At 75.4% G+C, this 19516-nt stretch carries 15 protein-coding genes; 10 read left to right on the forward strand and 5 right to left on the reverse strand.

All coding sequences use genetic code 11. The features are described 5' to 3' along the window. The first annotated feature begins 355 nt into the window (after window positions 1-355). The 5 genes from ACH4SE_RS03570 to ACH4SE_RS03590 all read left to right on the forward strand — a co-directional run bounded on the left by ACH4SE_RS03570 (window position 356) and on the right by ACH4SE_RS03590 (window position 7271). Window positions 356-2131, forward strand: a complete 1776-nt coding sequence (locus tag ACH4SE_RS03570; RefSeq protein ID WP_398541584.1) for a cellulose binding domain-containing protein — start codon at window positions 356-358, stop codon at window positions 2129-2131. Window positions 2132-2377: 246 nt separating this feature from the next. Then, the gene (locus ACH4SE_RS03575) at window positions 2378-2872 is read left to right on the forward strand and encodes a hypothetical protein (protein ID WP_398541585.1); all 495 of its coding nucleotides are present in this window, start codon (window positions 2378-2380) and stop codon (window positions 2870-2872) included. A 157-nt stretch (window positions 2873-3029) separates the two neighbouring features. Then, window positions 3030-3464, forward strand: coding sequence for a glutaredoxin domain-containing protein (locus tag ACH4SE_RS03580; protein ID WP_398541586.1), 435 nt, complete (start codon window positions 3030-3032; stop codon window positions 3462-3464). Between the two features lie 47 nt (window positions 3465-3511). Continuing rightward, window positions 3512-3949 (forward strand): hypothetical protein, encoded by a 438-nt coding sequence (locus ACH4SE_RS03585; RefSeq protein WP_398541587.1) that lies wholly within the window; start codon window positions 3512-3514, stop codon window positions 3947-3949. Window positions 3950-4115: 166 nt separating this feature from the next. Next, window positions 4116-7271, forward strand: a complete 3156-nt coding sequence (locus ACH4SE_RS03590) for an ATP-binding protein (protein ID WP_398541588.1) — start codon at window positions 4116-4118, stop codon at window positions 7269-7271. Here the strand turns inward: ACH4SE_RS03590 and ACH4SE_RS03595 are convergent. Together ACH4SE_RS03595 and ACH4SE_RS03600 are read right to left on the reverse strand one after the other, a co-directional pair. Further along, a complete protein-coding gene (locus ACH4SE_RS03595) occupies window positions 7243-8037 on the reverse strand; it encodes an ABC transporter permease (RefSeq protein WP_398541589.1) in 795 nt (264 codons plus the stop codon). The genes ACH4SE_RS03590 and ACH4SE_RS03595 overlap by 29 nt on opposite strands. Further along, complete coding sequence (locus tag ACH4SE_RS03600; RefSeq protein WP_398541590.1) at window positions 8034-9062, reverse strand: ATP-binding cassette domain-containing protein; 1029 nt, start codon at window positions 9060-9062, stop codon at window positions 8034-8036. Before ACH4SE_RS03600 ends, ACH4SE_RS03595 begins: the two co-directional genes overlap by 4 nt. Before the next feature lie 312 nt (window positions 9063-9374). Here ACH4SE_RS03600 and ACH4SE_RS03605 point away from each other — a divergent pair, with 312 nt between their 5' ends. The 4 genes from ACH4SE_RS03605 to ACH4SE_RS03620 all read left to right on the forward strand — a co-directional run bounded on the left by ACH4SE_RS03605 (window position 9375) and on the right by ACH4SE_RS03620 (window position 12540). Then, complete coding sequence (locus ACH4SE_RS03605) at window positions 9375-10847, forward strand: hypothetical protein (RefSeq protein ID WP_398541591.1); 1473 nt, start codon at window positions 9375-9377, stop codon at window positions 10845-10847. 86 nt (window positions 10848-10933) lie between these two features. Next, window positions 10934-11158, forward strand: a complete 225-nt coding sequence (locus ACH4SE_RS03610) for a DUF4287 domain-containing protein (RefSeq protein ID WP_398541592.1) — start codon at window positions 10934-10936, stop codon at window positions 11156-11158. A 201-nt stretch (window positions 11159-11359) separates the two neighbouring features. Next, window positions 11360-11929, forward strand: a complete 570-nt coding sequence (locus tag ACH4SE_RS03615; protein ID WP_398541593.1) for an RNA polymerase sigma factor — start codon at window positions 11360-11362, stop codon at window positions 11927-11929. Then, the gene (locus ACH4SE_RS03620) at window positions 11926-12540 is read left to right on the forward strand and encodes a hypothetical protein (protein WP_398541594.1); all 615 of its coding nucleotides are present in this window, start codon (window positions 11926-11928) and stop codon (window positions 12538-12540) included. Before ACH4SE_RS03615 ends, ACH4SE_RS03620 begins: the two co-directional genes overlap by 4 nt. A 200-nt stretch (window positions 12541-12740) precedes the next feature. Here the strand turns inward: ACH4SE_RS03620 and ACH4SE_RS03625 are convergent, their stop codons facing one another. Beyond that, window positions 12741-13349 (reverse strand): DUF998 domain-containing protein, encoded by a 609-nt coding sequence (locus tag ACH4SE_RS03625; protein ID WP_398541595.1) that lies wholly within the window; start codon window positions 13347-13349, stop codon window positions 12741-12743. An 895-nt stretch (window positions 13350-14244) separates the two neighbouring features. Between ACH4SE_RS03625 and ACH4SE_RS03630 the strand changes: the two genes are divergently transcribed. Then, window positions 14245-15795, forward strand: a complete 1551-nt coding sequence (locus ACH4SE_RS03630; protein WP_398541596.1) for an isocitrate lyase/phosphoenolpyruvate mutase family protein — start codon at window positions 14245-14247, stop codon at window positions 15793-15795. Between the two features lie 30 nt (window positions 15796-15825). On the opposite strand, the gene ACH4SE_RS03635 is transcribed toward ACH4SE_RS03630, so the two are convergent. Both ACH4SE_RS03635 and ACH4SE_RS03640 read right to left on the reverse strand, forming a co-directional pair. Then, on the reverse strand, window positions 15826-16764 hold the full coding sequence (locus ACH4SE_RS03635; RefSeq protein WP_398541597.1) for an acyl-ACP desaturase: 939 nt from the start codon (window positions 16762-16764) through the stop codon (window positions 15826-15828). Between the two features lie 8 nt (window positions 16765-16772). Beyond that, a complete protein-coding gene (locus tag ACH4SE_RS03640) occupies window positions 16773-18998 on the reverse strand; it encodes an MMPL family transporter (protein WP_398541598.1) in 2226 nt (741 codons plus the stop codon). Between the last annotated feature and the right edge of the window lie 518 nt (window positions 18999-19516).

The following is a 19516-nucleotide window of genomic DNA, read 5'->3' on the forward strand; positions in this document are numbered from 1 at the left end:
ACACATGGCCGGAATGTGCTCTCCGTTCATTCGTGCAGGTCGGATGCACTTCCCTGGCCGATTTCCGCCGTCCGGGCCCCCCGTCCCGGCGCCGTACCGTCCGGTAGATGTGCAGAAACGGCCAACCTGAAGCCCCGGCGTTCGGCGTATTGCCACCCTTCCGGGCCGTAACTAACAATGGGAGCGCTCCCAAGATCGGCCTGGCCTCCGCCGCCGACGCGGCCCCCCGCACCACCTCCGCCCGCCGGGCCGGACGCGGCGCACCCCCCCACCACCCGGCGGCCGCGCGCCGCCCAGCCCAGGAGGTCCCCCCATGCGCTTGTCCCGTTCCCGGTTCCGGCGACACCGGCCCAGAATGTGGGCGGTCGCGACCTTCGCGGCCGTCGCGGGCCTGGCCGCTGCCGCGCTCGCCGTCCCGCAGGCGGGTGCCGCGGCCGCTCCGCGTGCCGCCGCGCCCGCCGCCCTCACCTCACCGGTCGAGGACGACGGCGCCGACTGCGCGGTGGGGACGAACAACCCGGCGTCCACCTCCCAGCTCCCCGACCCGTTCACCCGCCTCGACGGCACCCGCGTCGGCACGGTCGCCGACTGGCGCTGCCGCCGCGAGGAGATCAAGCGGCGCGCGGAGACGGCCGTCTACGGGACCAAGCCCGGCAGGCCCGCGAGCGTCACCGGAACGGTGTCCGGCACCGGCATCACCGTCAACGTCTCCGACCAGGGCAGGAGCGCGAGCTTCTCGGCGAGCGTGAGCCTGCCGAGCGGCACCGGCCCCTTCCCCGCCGTCATCGTGCTCGGCGGCCTGGGCGCCGACACCGCCACGATCAAGGCGTCCGGCGCCGCCGTCATCAGTTACGACCCCACGGTCGTCGGCAAGGAGGGCACCCCGCGCAGCAGCAAGCTGGGCGCCTTCTACTCGCTCTACGGCTCCGGCAGCAGCACGGGCCTGCTGATGGCCTGGTCGTGGGGCGTCAGCCGGATCATCGACGTCATCCAGCAGTCCGGCGGCACCGTCCTGAGGGCCGACGCGACCGGCGTCACCGGCTGCTCGCGCTACGGCAAGGGCGCCTTCGTGGCGGGGGCGTTCGACCAGCGCATCGCGCTGACGATGCCGATCGAGTCCGGCTCGGGCGGCACGGACGTCTTCCGCAGCATCCCCTCCGACAGCGGCGCGCAGCCGCTGGACAGCGCCTACACCGAACAGCCCTGGCTCGGCGACGCCTTCGGCTCCTTCACGTCCAACCCGAACGCGCTGCCCGTCGACACGCACGAGATCGTCGGCATGATCGCCCCGCGGGGCGCGTTCGTCATGGAGAACCCGCACGTCGACTGGCTGGGCGCCAAGTCCGGGAGCCTCGCCGCACTCGGCGGCGCGGAGATCTACAAGGCCCTCGGCGCCGGCAGCAACATCTCCTACTGGTCCGACGTCCAGGACGGCACGCACTGCGCGGTGCGGCCCGAGTGGAAGGCCCCGCTCCAGGCGAGCATCCAGAAGTTCCTGCTCGGTACGGGCAGCGCCCCGGCGGTCTTCCGTGTCTCGTCGCTGAAGTCCGCGAACCTGTCCCAGTGGCGCACCTGGACGACCCCGGTCCTGAGCGGCGACGCATCGGGCGGTACGACGGCGGGTACGAGCGCGGGCACGTCGTCCGGTACCTCCACCGGTACGTCGTCCGGTACCTCCACGGGCACGTCGTCCGGTACGTCGACGGGCACCAGCACCGGTACGTCCACCGGCAGTTCGACGGGTACGAGCACGGGCACGTCCACCGGCACCTCGACCGGCACGTCCACCGGGACCTCGACCGGCACGACCGGCTCGACCACCGGCGGTAACAGCTCGGGCTGCTCGGCCACGTACAGGACGGTGAACTCCTGGCAGGGCGGCTTCCAGTCGGAGGTCACCGTCAAGAACACCGGCACCGCGGGCATCTCCGGATGGAAAACGGCCTTCACGCTCCCGTCCGGGACGACGCTCACCCAGGTCTGGAACGGCACCAGCACCGGCACCAGCGGCGCCGTGACCGTCACCAACGCCTCCTACAACGGCGCCCTGGGCGCCGGAGCCACCACCACCTACGGCTTCACCGGCAACGGGACGGCCCCCACCCCCACCGTCAGCTGCACCACGAGCTGACCCGCCCCCGGGGAGCGTCCGCGACCCCCGTCCGCCCCGCCCCGGCTCCCCCCGGCGGCGGGGCGGACGGCACGTCCTGGTGGAAGCCCGGCCATTACCTCATCCTCCGGGTGGATTTCAGCATCTCGGACGGTACCGGACAAAACCCGGCGTATTCAGGCCACCTGGCGGCAAGGCGCAATACGCGGCTCCCCGCGTCCGGAGACTTGCCGTACCGGTCACACGCCCCCAGGGAAGAGGAAGTCCATGCTGCCCACCCCGCCCCCCGGCAACCAGCCCGCACCCGCGGCCGCGGACGCCGTGCTCAAGGTCGTACGGAACATCGACGCGGCCCGGTTCACCTGGGAGGAGCGCGCGTCCGCGAACAAGAAGGCCGTCCGCGTCACGGTGGACGGCTGGCCGCTCCTGATCGACGTCCACCCCTGCCGGATGGGCACGGTCAGCACGCCCCAGGGCTTCTTCATGGGCGGCGCGTACGTGCGCGGCGGCGGTGACGGCAACGAGTGCAACCTCGACTCCCTCGCGGATGCCCACCGCGACGACCTCGGCCTGGACCTGCGCGACGTCTTCATACGCCACTTCGCCCAGCTCTTCCCGGCGGAGATCGCCACGATGATCGCGAACAAGGACGCGAAGAGCCGCCCGGACACGGACACGAACTGGCGCCGCCGGGACGACCAGCCGAAGCCCCCGCCCGGCGCCCCGGCCGAACGCAAGCCCTGGAACCGCGACCAGAAGTAGCGGCCGTACCGCACCCCGGGCGGTGAGCCGGATCCAGCGCGGCCCGCGCGGGGGGCGGCGTACCCGACGGGGTACGGGTGCCCGGCCCCTCCCCCCGTCGGGAACGGCACCTCCGCCGGGGCCCCGGCTCGCCGGGGCGCGGGGTAACGTGCGGGGCATGATGCGCGTGTGGGTGACGGCGTTCGTCCTGCTCGTCGCCGGGGGTGTCTGCGGGGGGATCTCGTTCGCCCGCGGGGACCACGGTGCCGGGGCCGCCCTCATCGTGGGCTTCCTGGTGCTGGCGGTGGTCAACTCGCCGGTGGCCTTCCCCCGGTCGGTCACGGCCGCGGAGGCGGTGCGGCGCAGCGCGGTGGACGGGCGGGCGGTCGTGTACTGGCGGCCCGGGTGTACGTACTGCCTGCGGCTGCGGGCCCGGCTCGGGTGGCGCGCCCGGCGGGCGTACTGGGTGAACATCTGGCAGGACCCGGCGGGCGCCGCGGCCGTACGCGAGGTCAACGGCGGGAACGAGACCGTGCCGACCGTCGTCGTCGCGGGGCGGGCGCACACCAATCCCCGTCCCGCCTGGGTGCGGGAGCAGTTGACGGGCCCGTGAGCCCCCGCGACGGAGTACCGTTCGGGGCATGACGACACGAAAGGGCGATGCCGCGTAGGCCGCCCGGCGCGCTACGCGCCGCACCGCGGGCACGCGAGGCCGTGTCCCGCCCGTACAGCCGGGTCGAAGGCCTGGGGAGAAGCGCGCAGGCCGCCGTCCGGCGGGTCGAGGCGGGCCGCTTCGGGCCCGGCTTCCTGAGCAGGGCGCTCGCGACGTACGAGGGATTCCTGCGGCGGCCCGGCCGTGTGCTCTACCTGCCGGTCCAGGACTGCCCGTGCTGCGACGTCGCCGGCTCCCGCGACGACGTCGAGGACATCCTGCGCGCCCTCCCGCCGCGCGCCCGGCGGGAGCTGCAGCGGGTGGTGGCCCGGCTGGACGCGGAGCTGGAACGCCGGACGCTGCCGGACCCCTTCGCCGCGGCGCGGGCCCCGGGCCGGCGGCACCGGCGCCGCCCGTGGTGGCACCGGCGGCTCTCCGGCCCGTAGGCCCTCACCGCCGGCCTGCCCGGAGTGCGGCGCCGGGCCGGGCGGCGGGTCCCCGGCCCGCGCCGGACCGCGGGGGCCGCACCTCCCCTTCCCCGCGCCCCCGAGGTGCCGTGCGGGGCAGGAGCACCCCCTTCCGCCGCGGGCCCGCAGGGTTACGCTGCACGCTGTGAGCACCGAGTTGACGTTGCTGGCCCGTGTGGCGTTCCGGGGGCAGGAGATCACGGCGCCCCGGCTGCGGGGGCTGCTTGCGCTGCTCGCGGAGGACCAGCGGGCGGGGTGCAGCGGGGGGCGGCTGGCCGAGGGGCTGTGGGGCGAGGGGGAGGCGCCGGACCGGCCGGGGAAGGCCGTCCAGGTGCTGGTGTCGCGGCTGCGGGCGCAGCTCGGGGCGGACGTGGTGGCGACGACGCCGACCGGCTACCGGCTGACGCTGGACGAGGAGCAGGTGGACGCCTCGGCGCTGCTGCTGCGGGCGGCGCAGGCGCAGGAGTGCGCGCTGCGCGGGGACCACGCCGGGGCGCTCGCTGCCGCGGAGGCGGGGCTCGCGCTGTGGGACGGTGGCGGGGACCGGGAGGACGGCCCGGTGGGCGCGCTGCGGGCGGACCGCGCGGCCGCGCACGAGGCCCTGCGGCGGCGCCGGGCGCTGGCCCTGGCGCACCTCGGGCGCCGGGCGGAGGCCGTGGAGCCGCTCGCGGAGGTGGCCGGACGGGCGCCCCGGGACGAGGAGGTGCTGGCGGAGCTGCTGCGCGCGGAGGCGGTGACGGCGGGCCCGGCGGCGGCACTGGCGCGGTACGACGCGTACCGCAGGCGCCTGCGGGACGAGCTGGGCGCCGACCCGGGCGCGGCCCTGCGGGCGGTGCACACGGAACTGCTGCGCGCGGAGGCGCCCGCGGTCCGCAAGGGCGTGCCGCACGAGCCGAATCCGCTGGTGGGCCGGGAGGCGGACGTCGCCGCGGTGACGGAGCTGCTGCACACCTCGCGGGTGGTGACGGTGGCGGGACCGGGCGGGCTCGGCAAGACGCGGCTGGCCCAGGTGATCGCGCGGGAGGCGGACCAGCGCACGGTGTGCTTCGTGCCGCTCGCGGGTGTGTCGGCGGATCCGGACGTCGCGGCCGAGGTCGCGGCCGCGCTGGGCGCGGCGGATCCGCGCGGCCAGGGCGCGGCGGCGGCGATCGCCGCGGGCCTGGGGCAGGGCCCGGCACTGCTGGTGCTGGACAACTGCGAGCAGGTGGTGGCCGGGGTCGCGGACCTGGTCCGCACGCTCGTCGCGCTCTCGCGCGACCTGCGCGTGCTGACGACGAGCCGCGCACCGCTGGGCCTCACGTCGGAGGCGGTGTACGCGCTGCCGGAGCTGGACCGCGCGCACGCCGCCGAGCTGTTCGCGCAGCGGGCGCGGGCCGCCCGTCCCGGGGTGGAGCTGCCCGCGGCGCAGGTGGCGGAGCTGTGCGCGCAGTTGGACGGCCTGCCGCTGGCGGTGGAGCTGGCGGCCGCGCGGGTGCGCGCACTGTCCGTGACCGAGATCGCGCGCCGCCTCCAGGACCGGCTGCCGGATCGTTTCGCCCTGCTGCGCGGCGCCGCCCGCGACACCCCGGAGCGGCACCGCACGCTGCACGCGGTCGTGGAGTGGAGCTGGAATCTGCTGGAGGAGGACGCGCAGGCGGCGATGCGCGCGCTGTCCGTCTTCCCGGGCGGTTTCACCGAGGAGGCGGCCGCCCACGTCCTGCCGCCGCGCGCGGACGTGCTCGGCATGCTGGAGCAGCTCGCGGACCAGTCCCTGCTGTCGGCCGCCGACACGGTCGCCGGGGTGCGCTTCCGGATGCTGGAGACCGTACGGGAGTTCTGCGCGGCCCGGCGCGCCGGCGCGGGGGAGGACGCCGAGGTGACCTCCCGGCTCCTGGGGTGGGCGCGGGACTTCGGGCGGCGCGAGCACGATGTGCTGTTCGGCACCGACCCGTTCGACGCGTGGGACCGCGTGCGGGCCGAACAGGACAACCTGGCCCTGGCGCTGCGGCACGCGCTGGCCCGCGGCGACGGCCCCTCGACCGCCTCGGCGGCCGCGGTGCTGGGCGCGATCTGGTCCACCGGCTCCAACTACGGCCGCCTGGTGGCACTCGCCGCCGACACCGGCCCGCCGCTGTCGCACTACTACCCCGAGCCGGAGTACGTCGAGGTGGCGCGTACGGCCGCGGCGATCTGCACGGCGACGCTCTTCATGGGCCTGGGCCCGCGCGCCCTGCGCCCCCTGCACACGCTGCGCCGCCTGCCGCCCGCCGAACCGGACACCCTGGTACGGGCGCTGGCCCGGGTGCTGTGCGTGATCCCGGACCTGCGGGCGCCCGGCTACGGGGCGCTGCGCGAGCTGTGCGCGCGCGACGACCAGCCGCTGCTGGCAGGCGTCGCCGAGTGCGTGGCGAGCTACGTGTGGGAGTACGAGGACGGGCCGGTGGCGGCGCTGGCCGCCGCGCGGCGCGCGCTCGAGTGCCTGGAGCCGCTGCACCACCCGCTGCTGCGGATGCTGGGCCACGCCCGGATCGGCGAGCTGTCGCTGCGGATGGGGCACGGCGAGGAGGCGTACCAGCACCTGCTGGCCACGCTCGCCCAGCAGCAGGCGGTCGGCGACCGTACGGACAGCATGAACGTGCGCGGGGCGCTGGTGCTCGCCTGCCTCCAGCGCGGGGCCGTCGACGAGGCCGAGCAGTGGCTGGAGCCGCCCGCCGGGCAGGGGGCGGCGGCCGACACGGCCGGTGCCGTCGCCGACGCGGGCGACCTGGCGGCGCGGGCCGGGATCGCGCTGGCACGCGGGCTGACGGAACTGGGCCTCGGGCTGTGGCGGGAGTCGGTGGCGGCGCTGGAAGCGGGCGGCGCGGTACCGGACGGCGCCGAACCGTACCTGGACCCCTGGGCGCTTCAGATGCAGGCGGCGGCACTGGGCGCGCACGCCCGCTGCGGTCGCGCGGAGCCGGTCGCGGGGCTGGCGGCGCGGCTGCGCACGCGGCTGGTCGCGATGCTCACCCCGCGCGACGGCAGGCCGGCTGTCCCGGCAGCCGAACTGCCCGTCTGCGGAACGCTGTTGCTGGCGCTGGGCCATGCCGCGCTGGCGGGCGGCGACGCGTCGGCGGTGCGCTGGGTGGCGCTGGCCGAACGGATGGGTGTGCTGGGCGAGTTGCAGCCGTCCTCGGCGTCGGAGGACGCGCGGGCCGCGGCCCGGGACGCCGACGGGGCGGCGTACTCCGGCGCTGTCGCGGAGTACGCCGCCCTGGGGCGGGAGGAGTTGCGGGACGCGGCGCTCGCCGCCGTCACCGGGCGCGCGACGGGTCGCGGTTGAACAGGCTCGTCGACCACCGGGCGCCGAGCGCCGTGAGGGCGACGCCCCAGCCGACCGCGAGCCAGCCGTTGTGCCCGATCGGGGTGCCCAGCAGCAGGCCGCGCAGCGACTCGATGAAGGGCGTGAAGGGCTGGTAGTCCGCGAACCAGCGGAACCACCCCGGCATCGAGTCGACGGGCACGAAGGCGCTGCCCAGCAGCGGCAGGATCATCAGCGGCAGCCCGACGTTGCTCGCGCCCTCCGGATTCGGCGAGGACAGGCCGATACCGACCGCGAGCCAGGTGAGCGCCAGGCCCACCAGCAGCGTCAGGCCGATCGCGGCGAGCCACTCCAGCGGCGAGGCGTCGGTGCGGAAGCCGATCGCGAAGCCCACGCCGATGACCAGCGCGACGCTGATGAGCACCTGGAGCACCCCGCCCACGACGTGCCCGACGAGCACGGAACCGCGGTAGATCGCCATGGTGCGGAAGCGGGCGATGATGCCCTCGGTCATGTCGGTGCACACCGACACCGCGACGCCGAGCGACGCGCCGCCGATGGTCATCATGAGGATGCCGGGCACGACGTAGGCGATGTAGCGGGCCCGGTCGGGGTGCCCTCCCAGGCCCGAACTCATCACGTCGCCGAAGATGTAGACGAAGATCAGCAGCAGCATCACGGGTGTGAGCAGCAGGTTGAGCGTCAGGGACGGGTAGCGGCGGGCGTGCAGCAGATTGCGGCGGACCATCGTGGACGAGTCGCGCACGGCCAGGGACAGGGTGCTCATCGGGCGTTCTCCTCGGCGGAGTCGTTACGGGCGGGGGCAGGGGCAGGGGCGGGGACGGTCGCGGCGGGGCCGGTCAGGGCGAAGAACACGTCGTCCAGGTCCGGGGTGTGCACGGTCAGCTCGTCGGCGGTGACCTCGACGGCGTCCAGCCAGTCGAGGATCGCCCGCAGCTCGCGCTGCGTGCCGTCGCTCGGGATCTGGAGGGCGAGCGCCTCGTCGTCGCGGACGGAGCCGGTGAGCGCGCGGGCGGCGGTCTCGTACGCGGCCGGGCCGGTGAACCGCAGCCGCACGTGGCCGCCCGGGACGAGCCGCTTCAGCTCGGCCGCCGTGCCCTGCGCGACCAGCCGCCCGCCGTTCAGCAGGGCGATGCGGTCGGCGAGTTCGTCGGCCTCCTCCAGGTACTGGGTGGTGAGGAAGACGGTCACGCCGCCCGCGACCAGCTCGCGGACGACGCCCCACATCGCGTTGCGGGCCCGCGGGTCCAGGCCCGTCGTCGGCTCGTCGAGGAAGATCACCCGCGGCCGGCCGACCAGCGTCATGGCGATGTCGAGCCGCCGCCGCATACCGCCGGAGTAGGTCGAGGCGGGCTTGTGCGCGGCCTCGGTGAGGTCGAAGCGCTCCAGCAGCTCGGCGGTGACGCGGCGGCGCTCGGTGCGGCCGAGGCGGTGCAGATCGGCCATCAGCAGCATGTTCTCCTCGCCGGTGATGAGGTTGTCCACCGCCGAGAACTGCCCGGTCACGCCGATCGCCGCGCGCACCGCCTGCGGCTCGGCCACCAGGTCGTGCCCGGCGACGCGGGCCTCGCCGCCGTCCGCGCCGATCAGCGTCGAGAGGATCTGGACGGCGGTGGTCTTCCCGGCGCCGTTCGGCCCGAGCAGCGAGAAGACGGTGCCGGCCGGGACGCTCAGGTCGATGCCGTCCAGGACGGTCTTGTCGCCGTAGGCCTTGCGCAGCCCGCGGGCCTCGATCGCGATGTCCGGCGCGGAGCCCGCCGGGGGCTTCGGTGTGGTCGGTGTCGTCGTCATGCGGGCAAGACTGCGGGGGGCCGCATTCACGCCGGTTGCAGCGCGGTTTCAGCCCGCACGGTGCGCGGTCCCGGCCTGAAACCGCGGGGGCCGCGGGGCGCGCCCCCGCCGGGGGCCGGGCATCCGTGCGCCGCCGGGGCCGGGGCCCGGTGCCGCCGGAGGACATGACCGGGACCGTCCCGCACACACCACCCGAACCAGCCGCTTCGGCGGGGGAGTTCAGCCGACGTTGCCCAAGGCGTCTCCCGCCCGTCGCCCGCCTGCTGGATCGTCGGGGGCGCTCAGGAAGACCGGCCGAGAGGAATCCTTGCCATGCGTGACATGAGGGACACCCGCACGTCGCACCCCCGCCGCCGTACCGCGGGCGCCGCAGGCGTGGGAGGGGCGGCGCTGCTGCTGGCGGCCGCCTCCACCCTCGGGCTGACCGCCTCCCCCGCGGCGGCCGCGTCCACCACCGCCTCGGCCGGGCACGGAACGCACCTGCCCTCCGTGACCGTGCGGCGCGGCGGCCCCGAGCACACCGTGCACGTCACCGCCGACCGCAGCGGCGAGGCCGTCGTGACGCTGTCCTCACGGGCACCCGGCGTCTCGTGGGGCACGAAGGGGGCCGAATCCGCGGTCGTGTCGGCGTACGTCGACGGGCAGTACGCCACCGACATCGTCATCCCGTCCGACCAGCCGATCACCCGCGACTTCAGCCTCGGCCACCTCACCCGCGGCCGCCACACCCTCACCTTCCGCTTCGCCGCCGACCGCTCGCCCGCGGCGGCGACCCGCGCCGTCCTCGGCGGCATCGGCCTCACCGTCTACGGCGAGACGAGCGACATGGGCCTGATCCTGCGCAACGCGCCCGTCCTGTACGGCCGCAACCTCCCCGGCCTGGGAAGCCGGTTCCAGAGCAGCACCACGGACGCGCCGCTGTACGAGTACCACGAGGTGCTGCCGGCGAAGACGCCCGGCCACAAGGTCCTCCAGTACACCGTCATCTGGACCAACGAGGACGGCGGCACCAACTCCCCCGCCCTGATGGCCCGCTGGGGCCGTACGACGGACATCGAGTGGGCCTACGACGTCGAGGTGGACGCCCAGGGCAGGCCGGTGCCCGGTACCGGCGTCTACCAGGCCGCGAACCACCAGACGCTGGTCTTCGCCGGCACGTACGAGGGCGACCGGCCGCGGCTGGAGACGTGCACCTCCAACAACAACCTGTGCGACACCGTCGACGACCCGATGCGCTTCTCGCCCGCGCCCGTCCAGGAACTGCCCGCGGGCCAGCCGCGCGAGCACATGATGGACGTCAACCCGTGGCTCTACCCGGTCATGGCCCAGGAGATGACCCGCGAGGGCAAGATCGAATCGCCCTCCAGCCCCGCCACCCCCGAGCTGGGCGACCAGCGCACGTACCTCTACCTCGCCGTCGCCCACACCGCGACGCCCGCCGCCGACGCGGGCGCGGTCGGCCTGTCCGTCGGCGTACGCCTCAAGGGCGACCCGACGCTCTACCGCTCAAACCACGTCGACCCGACCTGGTCCGTCACCCGCGAGGGCACCGCCGCCACGACCGTCGAACTCCCCGCGGGCACCACGCAGTCCGACATCGCCGAGATCGTCGCCCTGCGCACGCCGGTCACCGAGACCGGTGCGAGCCTGACCGTCACCGCCGTGACCCGCGCCTTCTTCCTCCAGGACGACTACCTGCCCGGCGGCTCCTTCCTGAACTGGACCGGCTCCACCGTCCTGACCCAGGCCGCCCCCGAAGCCCCCCTCTACACCGCGGCCGGCTGAAACCCGGGCGGCGGCGGCCGATGAGTTCGGCGCCGCCGCCCGGTCCACCCTGCGACCGAGACGTACACCCCCGCAGGGAGACGCACATGACCGCCGCCGCCACCACCGCCGTCAAGGGCCCCGCGAGCTACTTCCCCTCGATCGAGAAGAAGTACGGCCGCCCGGTGGCCGAATGGCAGCAGCTCATCCGCTCCTCCCCGCTGACCCGCCACATGGAACTGGTCACCTGGCTCAAGGCCGAGCACGGCCTGGGCCACGGCCACGCCAACGCCCTCGTCGCAGCGACCCTCGCGGCGGACAGCCGCGGCTGAGCCCTCCCCGCCCTCCCGCGGAAAGCCCCGCTGTGTAACGCTCTTCCGCCCGGCGCGCACGTAGAGGTGTGCGGGCCGGAAGAGCCGCCCGCGTCGAGAGGGGAGGGCGGAGTGGAGATCTCCACACGCCGGAGGGGCGATCCCGCCGGCAGTGGCCCCGGCGGGCCACGCAGGCGCCGACGCGAACGCGACGCAACCGATGTGGCACAACTGGAGGCCTTCTACCGGCGCCACGTCGAGGACATGACGCGCTTCGTCGGCCGCCGCTTCGACGACCCGCACACCGTCGCCGACGTCGTCGCGGACGTCTTCCTGGCCGTCGTCGACTCCGGCGACGCCTACCGCAGCGCCGCCCGCGACGAGCGCGCGTGGCTGTACGGCGTCGCGCGGCACGTCGTCTCCGCCGAGTACCGCCGCAAGCACCGTGCCGACGTCCTCAACTCCCGCGTCGCCGGACGCCGTCTCCTCGGCGCGGACGACATCGCGCGGGTCGAGGACCGCATCGCCGCCGAGAACGCCGGCCGCACCGCCATCGAGGCGATGTCCGAACTGCCGCCCCGGCAGCGGGCCGTACTGGAACTCGTCGCCGTCGACCAGCTCACCGTCGCCGAGGCCGGCCGCGCGCTCGGCATGAGTTCGGTGACCGCCCGCGTCACCCTGCACCGCGCCCGCGCCCGGCTGCGCGAGGCCGCGGGGCCGCCCCCGGACGGCGCCACCCCCGCGGCCGGCGCGCCGGCCGCGTCCACCGACCTCTCCAGGAGCACGGCATGAACGACACGACGGACACGTTCGAGGACCGGCTGTGGGACGCGCTGCGCGCCGAAGCCGTTCGCCCCAGCGCGGACCTGCCCGCCGACACCTACCGCGCCCGCCCCCCGCGCCGCGCCGTCACCCCCCGCCGGGTCGGTATCGGCGTGGCCGCCGCCGCGCTCGTCGGCACGAGCCTGGCCGTCCTCCCCGGCGGGGCCGGTACCGCCTACGGTGTCGAGCCGCAGCGCGACGGCCTGGTGAAGTTCACGTACGACACGTCCGCGAAGCCGACGCAGAGCAAGAAGACGGTGACCGGACTGCGCAAGCAGCTGAAGGCGGCGGGCATCGACGTCTTCCCGGTACCGGACGGCGAGACGTTCCACGCGGTGATCATGTGCCGCACGGACATGGCCTTCCAACGCTTCTCGTCGATTCCCGACACGAGCAACTTCCGCGGAGGGGTGCTGCTGTTCGGCTCGGTGTCCGGGCGGGACGGCGTGGCCTACCTGCGGCCGGGCAAGGACCTCGTGGACATCGAGCACGTCTACTACAAGGGCAAGCTCGTCTACGGCGTGGCCATCTTCCACCGGGACGCCTGCCCTCAGCCGCCCAAGCGGCTGCACAAGGAGTAGAGCCCCCCGCCGCTGCCGGCCGGCCAGGGCGTGGGGCGCCGGAGGGGGGCGCCCCACGCCCCACGGATGCCGAGTCAGGGGTGCTGGACCTCGTACGCGGCCTGCGGCCCATGCCCGCCCGAGGAGACGTGGAGCCGCCGGACGCGGTGAGGCAGACGTTCCGGCCGGTCGCTGCCATACGGGCAGCCGCCCCGGCACGGTCACACCTGCGGCGTACTCCCGGTGCGCGGGCGGTGGCGCAGGCACGAGACGACCACCACGACCGGCCACACCGCCGTCGCCGCCGTCACCACCCGCTCGGCCACCCCCGCCGGGCCGTGCCGCTGGTTCTCCACGACGAACCACGCCGCCCCCAGCAGCATCAGCCCCGTCACCGCCCACGACGGCGCCGGCCGCAACCCCCACGGCCCGCCCGCCGGCCGCCGCCACGCCGCCAGCACCGGCCACAGCGCCAGCAGCGCGAAGCCGATCGTCACGACCGAGCCGTGCGACAGCGAACCTCCCGTCGCCGGCGCCGGGAACAACGCCAGCAGCATCGCCGCCACCCCGCCGCCCCCCAGCGCCACCCGCCCCGCGAGCGCGGCCGCCCGCAGCCCGCACGCCGTCGCCAGATGGCACAGCCCCAGCGCGAGCAGCGTCGCCGTCAGGACCCAGTAGGCCTCCTGGTTGTCGGCCGCGAGGACGCTGATCGTCTGTTTGACGGGGTTGTAGTCCGGCCCCTCCACCACCGCGGCCGTCGTCGATCCCCCGAGCAGCAGCACGGGCGCGGATCCGGACGAGAGCACCGCCCACCACGTCACATGTCCCATCGGACCACCGTAAATCGCCCCCCCGGCGGCGGCGGTGACCTTCGGCCGGAGGTGGGCCTGTCGCTCCGCCCCGTTCCCCCCGCCCCGGGGGACGCCGCTCGCGACGGGCGGTTCGCCCTTCCCCCGGCGGGAGCTGCTCGCGCCGCTCCCCGCACCCCTGACCACGGCGGCGGGCGCTGCCCGCTTGCGGTGGGGCTTCCGGCTTCCCGCCGCGGGGGATGCGCTTCGGGCGGTGCCGCCGGGGGTGCGTTTGCGGTTGACCCGCCGCGGGGGTGCCCGCGCCTGGCGGCGCCGCTTCCGTGTCTGCTTGCGGTGGGCTTGCGGATTTCCCGCCGCGGGAGTTTCCCGCGCCTGGCGGCGCGGGGTGTTCCCACCCCCACCACCCGTGCGGGATTCGATGTCGGCTGACGGCCTTCTGGTGGGGGTGCGCCGCCGTCAGGGGCGAACCGCAGTCTCTGAAGACCTCGCCCCCCACTGGCAGGCAGCCGCCGGCGAGACACCGGGAGGGGGACGATCCGGGGGTGCCCCCGCAGGAATGCGCACCCCGCCGCCCAGGCAACCCCGAAGAGGTCAGACGCGCATTCCGAGGAGGTACCCCCGGAGTGGCACCCGGCCCCACCCACCGCACGGAGTGCGCGATGCCCCGCCGGATGACCCCAGGGGCGCGAGGAACTGCGCGACCAGCCCCCACCGGCAGAAGATCGCGCCGCAAACCCCAAGCCGCACCCCGCAGCGCAAAGCCCCCGCGGCGGAGCAGCCGCAAACGCACCCCGGGCGGGCGCACCCCGAAGCGCGTGCCCCGCGGCGGGGAAGGCGCCGCCCGCGGGGGCGGGGGCGGGGGAGGGGGCCGGACGCTTCGGGGGGCGCCGAACCGTCCAGCCCCTAGCGTCGACCTATGACGCCCACTACGCACGTGCTCACCCACCCCGCGGACATCACCGCGGCCTTCGCGGACCCGGCACTGGTCCCGGTGCGGCCCCCGGGGGCCGACGGTGCCGCCGGTGCGGGGGTCGCGTGGCTGCGCGCCACTGTCGCGCGGTTCAGTTCGGGTGCGCCGCACGCGCGGCGCCGTGCTTTCGTGGAGGCCGAGCTCGCCCGGGTGCGGCCGGCTGTGCTGCGTTCGGCGGCGGCGCGGGCCCCGGAGGGGGAGTTGCGGCACCGTGTGGTGCGTACGCTCGCGGGAGTGCTGGGGATGCCGGAGCCGGACGCGGTCGCGGAGGAGGTGCTCGTGGTGTCCGGGCCCTATTTCGGTGCCGCCGACGCCGCGGCGGAGGCGGCCGCGGACGAGGCGGTGGCCCGCCTGGTGGACCGTCTGGCGCCGTCCCCGGCGGACGAGGCGGCGAGGGAGGCCGCCGCGAACCGCATCGGCCTGCTCGTCCAGGCGTGCGCGGCGACGTCCGCTCTTGTGGAGGGCGCGGCGGCGGATGAGGCCGTGCCGCTGGCCCGGGTGCTCCGCGAGGCCCCGCCGGTGGTGGAGCTGCGGCGGGTCGCGATGCGGCCGGCCCGGGTCGCGGGGCGGGTGATCGGGGCGGGCGACACCGTCGTCGCGGACCTCGCGTCGGCGCACCGCACCCATCCGGTCCCTCTGACGTTCGGTGTCCCGCCGCGCGTGTGCCCGGGCCGGGCGCATGCGCTGGCCCTGGCGGAGGGACTGCTGGGCCGCCCGCGTACTCCGTTCGCGCGCCTGCACGACGGGGCGGCGCCGCTGCTCCTGCCCAATGCCTGGGACCACGCGTCCGCGGCCCTGCTGGTGAAGCACGGTTTCCCGGCGGTCGGTACGACGAGCCTGGGGGTCGCGGCCGCCGCGGGCCTGCCGGACGGGGCGGCGGCGACGGCCGGGGAGACCCTCGCGCTGGCGCGTCGCCTCGGACGGGGCGGCTTCCTTTTCAGCGTGGACGTCGAGGGCGGCTTCAGCGACTCCCCGCAGGAGGTGGCCGAGCTGGCCGTACGGCTGTACGAGGCGGGTGCCGCGGGTGTCAATCTTGAGGACGGCCGCCCGGACGGCACTCTCGCCCCCGTCGGGCTGCACGCCGCGAAGGTTTCCGCGGTCAAGGCCGCGGCGCCGGAGCTGTTCGTGAACGCCCGTACGGACACCCACTGGCTCGGGCACCGGCGGGAGGAGACCGCCGCGCGCCTCGCGGAGTACGAACAGGCGGGCGCGGACGGCGTGTTCGTCCCCGGACTGGCGGACCCCGCCGGGATCGCTGCTCTGACGGGGACCCTCACCGTGCCGCTCAACGTCCTCTACACGCCGACCGGTCCGGCCCTTCCCGAGCTGACCGCCCTCGGCGTGCGCAGGATCAGCCTCGGCTCCCTCCTCTACCGCACCGCCCTCGCCTCGGTCCTGGCCGCGGCGACCGCCGTCCGCGACTCCCTCCCGCCCGCCGGCGCCCTCTCCTACGCCGAGGTGCAGGCGCTGGCGGCTCCCGCGCCGGACCGCGGGTGACGCCGATTGCCGTGGGGGCGGTGCGGCGCCTCAGGAGCGGGCCGCGGACAGGACGGCCGCGCGGCGGGTCTCGAAGCGGGCGGCGGAGGCGTCGAGCCGGGCCAGGTGGTCGCCGAGGTCCTGCTGCGCGCGGGCGGCCTCGCCGGTGAGGCCGGTCAGGTGCAGGACACCGGTGTACCGCAGCAGCGGCAGCAGCACCTCGTCGTGGTGGATGCGCAGGTCGTACACCCCCGCGTACGCCAGCTCGCGGGCCTGCCGGGCGAAGTTCTCGATGCCGTGGCCGGGCATCCGGAAGTCCGTGACGACGTCGCGCAGTCCGCACACGGCCGCCGCGGGGGCGATCTCTAGCAGTGCGCCGAGCAGGTTGCGGTAGAAGACCATGTGCAGGTTCTCGTCCGCGGCGATGCGCGTGAGGAGGGCCTCGCAGCGCGGATCGCCGCTGATGCGGCCGGTGTTGCGGTGCGAGATGCGGGTGGCCAGCTCCTGGAGGGCCACGTAGGCGACGGCGTGCACGGGGTCGTCCTCGTGCGGGGAGCTGAAGCCCTGCGCCATGTGGATCATGCGGGAACGTTCCAGCGCACAGGGGTCCACGCCGCGGGTGGTGAGCAGGTAGTCCCGGATTGCGGTGCCGTGGCGCCCCTCCTCGGCCGTCCACCGGCCCACCCACGTCCCCCATGCGCCGTCGCGGCCGAAGAGTGTGGCGATCTGCCGGTGGTAGCTGGGGAGGTTGTCCTCCGTGAGCAGGTTGACGACCAGCGCGGTGCGCGCCGCGCCCGGCAGCACGGAATCAGCGGGCCGCCAGGGGCGGCCGCCGAGCGGCCCGTCGTAGTCGGAGCCCTCGGACCAGGGAACGTACGCGTGCGGGAACCACTCCTTGGCCAGGGCCAGATGGCGGTTGAGGTTGGCCTCGACCACCGGTTCGAGCGCGCGGAGCACCTCGACGTGCGGCGACGCGATGTCGGACGGCATGGAACGCCTCACTTCGTGAGATACGGGGGGACAGCGGCGCGCGCACGGGCGTCCAGGCGCGCGTGCGCACGGGAAAGGGCGTGCGGCGCCCACCAGTTGAGGCGCCCGGCGAGTTTCATGACGGCCGGCACGAGCAGCGCGCGGATCACCACCGCGTCGAGCACCAGAGCGAAGGCGACGCCCACGCCGAAGAGCTTGGTCACCTCGACGCGGGAGGCGGCCATCATCGCCATCAGCGCGGACAGCACCAGCGCCGCGGTCGTCAGCAGGCCGCCGGTGCGGCTCAATCCGTGCGCCACCGCCGCGCACATGTCGCCGGACGCGCGGTACTCCTCCTGCACGCGCGACAGCAGGAAGACCTCGTAGTCGACGGTCAGCACGAAGACGATGACGCCCGCGAGCACCGGCGTGGAGATCTCCAGCCGCCCGTCCACCGTGAAGCCGCCCAGCACGGACCGCAGATGACCGTCCTGGAAGACCCACACCAGGAAGCCGAGCGTCGCGGCCAGGCTCAGCGCGGACATCGCCAGTGCCTTCAGCGGCACCAGCACGCTGCCCGTGAACACGAAGAGGAAGAACGCCAGGCACAGCGCGACGGCCGCCAGCACCCACGGCAGCCGGGAGGTGATCGCCTCCTTCGTGTCCGCCACGCTCGCCGCGAGACCGCCCACCATGACCCGCGGATCGGGTCTCTCCGCCCGCAGTGTCCCGACCAGCTCCTGCACCTGCTCCGAGTCGTACGCGCCCGCCGTGACCACCTCCGCGTACGCGCCGCCCGGTCCGGTGTGGCGGCGGACGGCCGCGGCGTCGCCGTCCACCACCCGCCCGTGCACGAGCACACCCGTGGGGCCCGTCACGCTCACGACACCCGGCAGTTCGGAGACGTCCGCGAGATAACGCGCGGCCCCGCGGCCCGCCTCCCCCGGCAGGACGAGGCGGATCGGCCGCAGCACGTGCGCGCCGAAAGCCGCGTCCGCACGCTGCGACGCGTTCTGCACGGGCGAATCCGGGGCCAGCACCCGCTCGTCGCTGATCGTCATCCGCGCCCCGAACGCGGGTGCCGCCAGCGCCCCGAGCAGCACCCCCACCACCGCGAGCCACAGCAGTGGCCGCCGCATCACCGCGTGCGCGACCCGGTGCCACGGGCTGCCGAGCCGGCGCCGCAGCGGCGCGAAGGGGTCGAAGCGGTCCAGGACTCCCCCCGTCACCAGCAGCAGCGCGGGCAGCAGCACGACCGCGCACAGCGCCGCCAGCAGCGTCACCGCGATGATCGCCACCGCCATCGACGACAGGAAGTAGAGCGGCACGAGCAGCAGCGCCGCCGCGCACGACGCGACCGTCAGCGCGGAGAACACCACCGCCCGCCCCGCCGTCCGCACCGCCGCCGCGACCGCCTCCTCGCGCGCCCGTCCCGGCACGCACTCCTCCCGGTAACGGCTCACGATCAGCAGGCAGTAGTCCACCGCCAGCCCGAAGCCGAGCGACGTCGTGAGGTTCATCGTCAGGATCGACACCGGCGCGAACGCGGCATAGACGCGCAGCACGAGCAGCGCCCCCGCCACCGCCGCACCCCCCACCGCGACCGGCAGCAGACCCGCCACCAGCGAGCCCAGCGCGGCCACCAGGATCAGCAGCGTGAGCGGCCCGCCCAGGAACTCCGCGCGCTCCACGTCGCGCCGCGTCTGCGCCACGATCTCCGTCCGCGTCGGCCCCGGCCCCGCCGCATCCAGCGTCAGCGGCCCGTGCCGGCCGGCGAACTCCCTCACCAGCCGCTCCGAGGCGTACGTCGCCCGCGTGTCGTCCCCCCGCAGCCGCACGGTGATCAGCGCCAGCTTGCCGTCCGGCGAACGCAGCCCCTCCCCCGGGGAGTTCCAGTACGCGCGCACGGCCGTCACATCCCCCGCCGCCGCCAGCCCCGCGGCGATCCGCCGCACCTCCGCGGCAGCCGCCGGCGCGTCCACCGTCCCTCCCCCCACCCGCGCCAACAGCACCAACTGCGGCTCACCCGCGCCGAAATGGGCGTCCAGCCACGCGTCGGCCGCGCCCGCCTCGGCGTTGTCCGCGACATACCCCCCGAGCGACAGGCGGTCCCCCAGACCGTACGAGCCGGCCGCGGCGATCGCCGCGAACAGCGCGGCGAGGACGACCGTGAACCACGGGCCGCGCGAAGCACGCCGGGTCCGGCGGGGGGTGTCGGGCCTTGCGCGGCCCGGCGCCGCGTGGACCTCGGTCATCGGAAACCACCCATCAGGTGGCGAAACGTACGCACTTGACGCTTCCTACCGGCGCGGCCCCCACTTTGTCGCGGCGCCACCGGAGTCGGCGCCCGCGGTCACCCGACCGGCCGCCAACGCGGTGCCCGCGAGGCCTTCTCCGGCGGTGCCCCCTGCGGTGGGGCGTGCGGCCGCCCCGCCGCGGGGCACGCCTCGGCCGGTGCCCGCCCGGGATGGGCTCGCGGCTGTCCCGCCGCGGGGAACGCACTTCGGGTTGTGCCCGCTTGGGGTGGGGCTGGCGGCTGTCCCGCCGCGGGGGACGCTTCGGGCGGTGCCCGCCCGGGGTGGGCTTGCGGCTGTCCCGCCGCCGGGGGTGCTGCGCCTGGCGGCGCCGCGCTCGGGCGGTGCCCGCCCGGGGTGGGCTCGCGGCTGTCCCGCCGCCGTGGTGCCCGCGCCTGGCGGCGCGGGGTGTTCCCACCCCCACCACCCGTGCAGATTCGACGTCGGCTGACGGCCTTCTCGTGGGGGTGCGCCGCCGT

Source organism: Streptomyces sp. NPDC020983, assembly GCF_044333485.1.
In the GTDB taxonomy this organism is placed as follows: domain Bacteria; phylum Actinomycetota; class Actinomycetes; order Streptomycetales; family Streptomycetaceae; genus Actinacidiphila.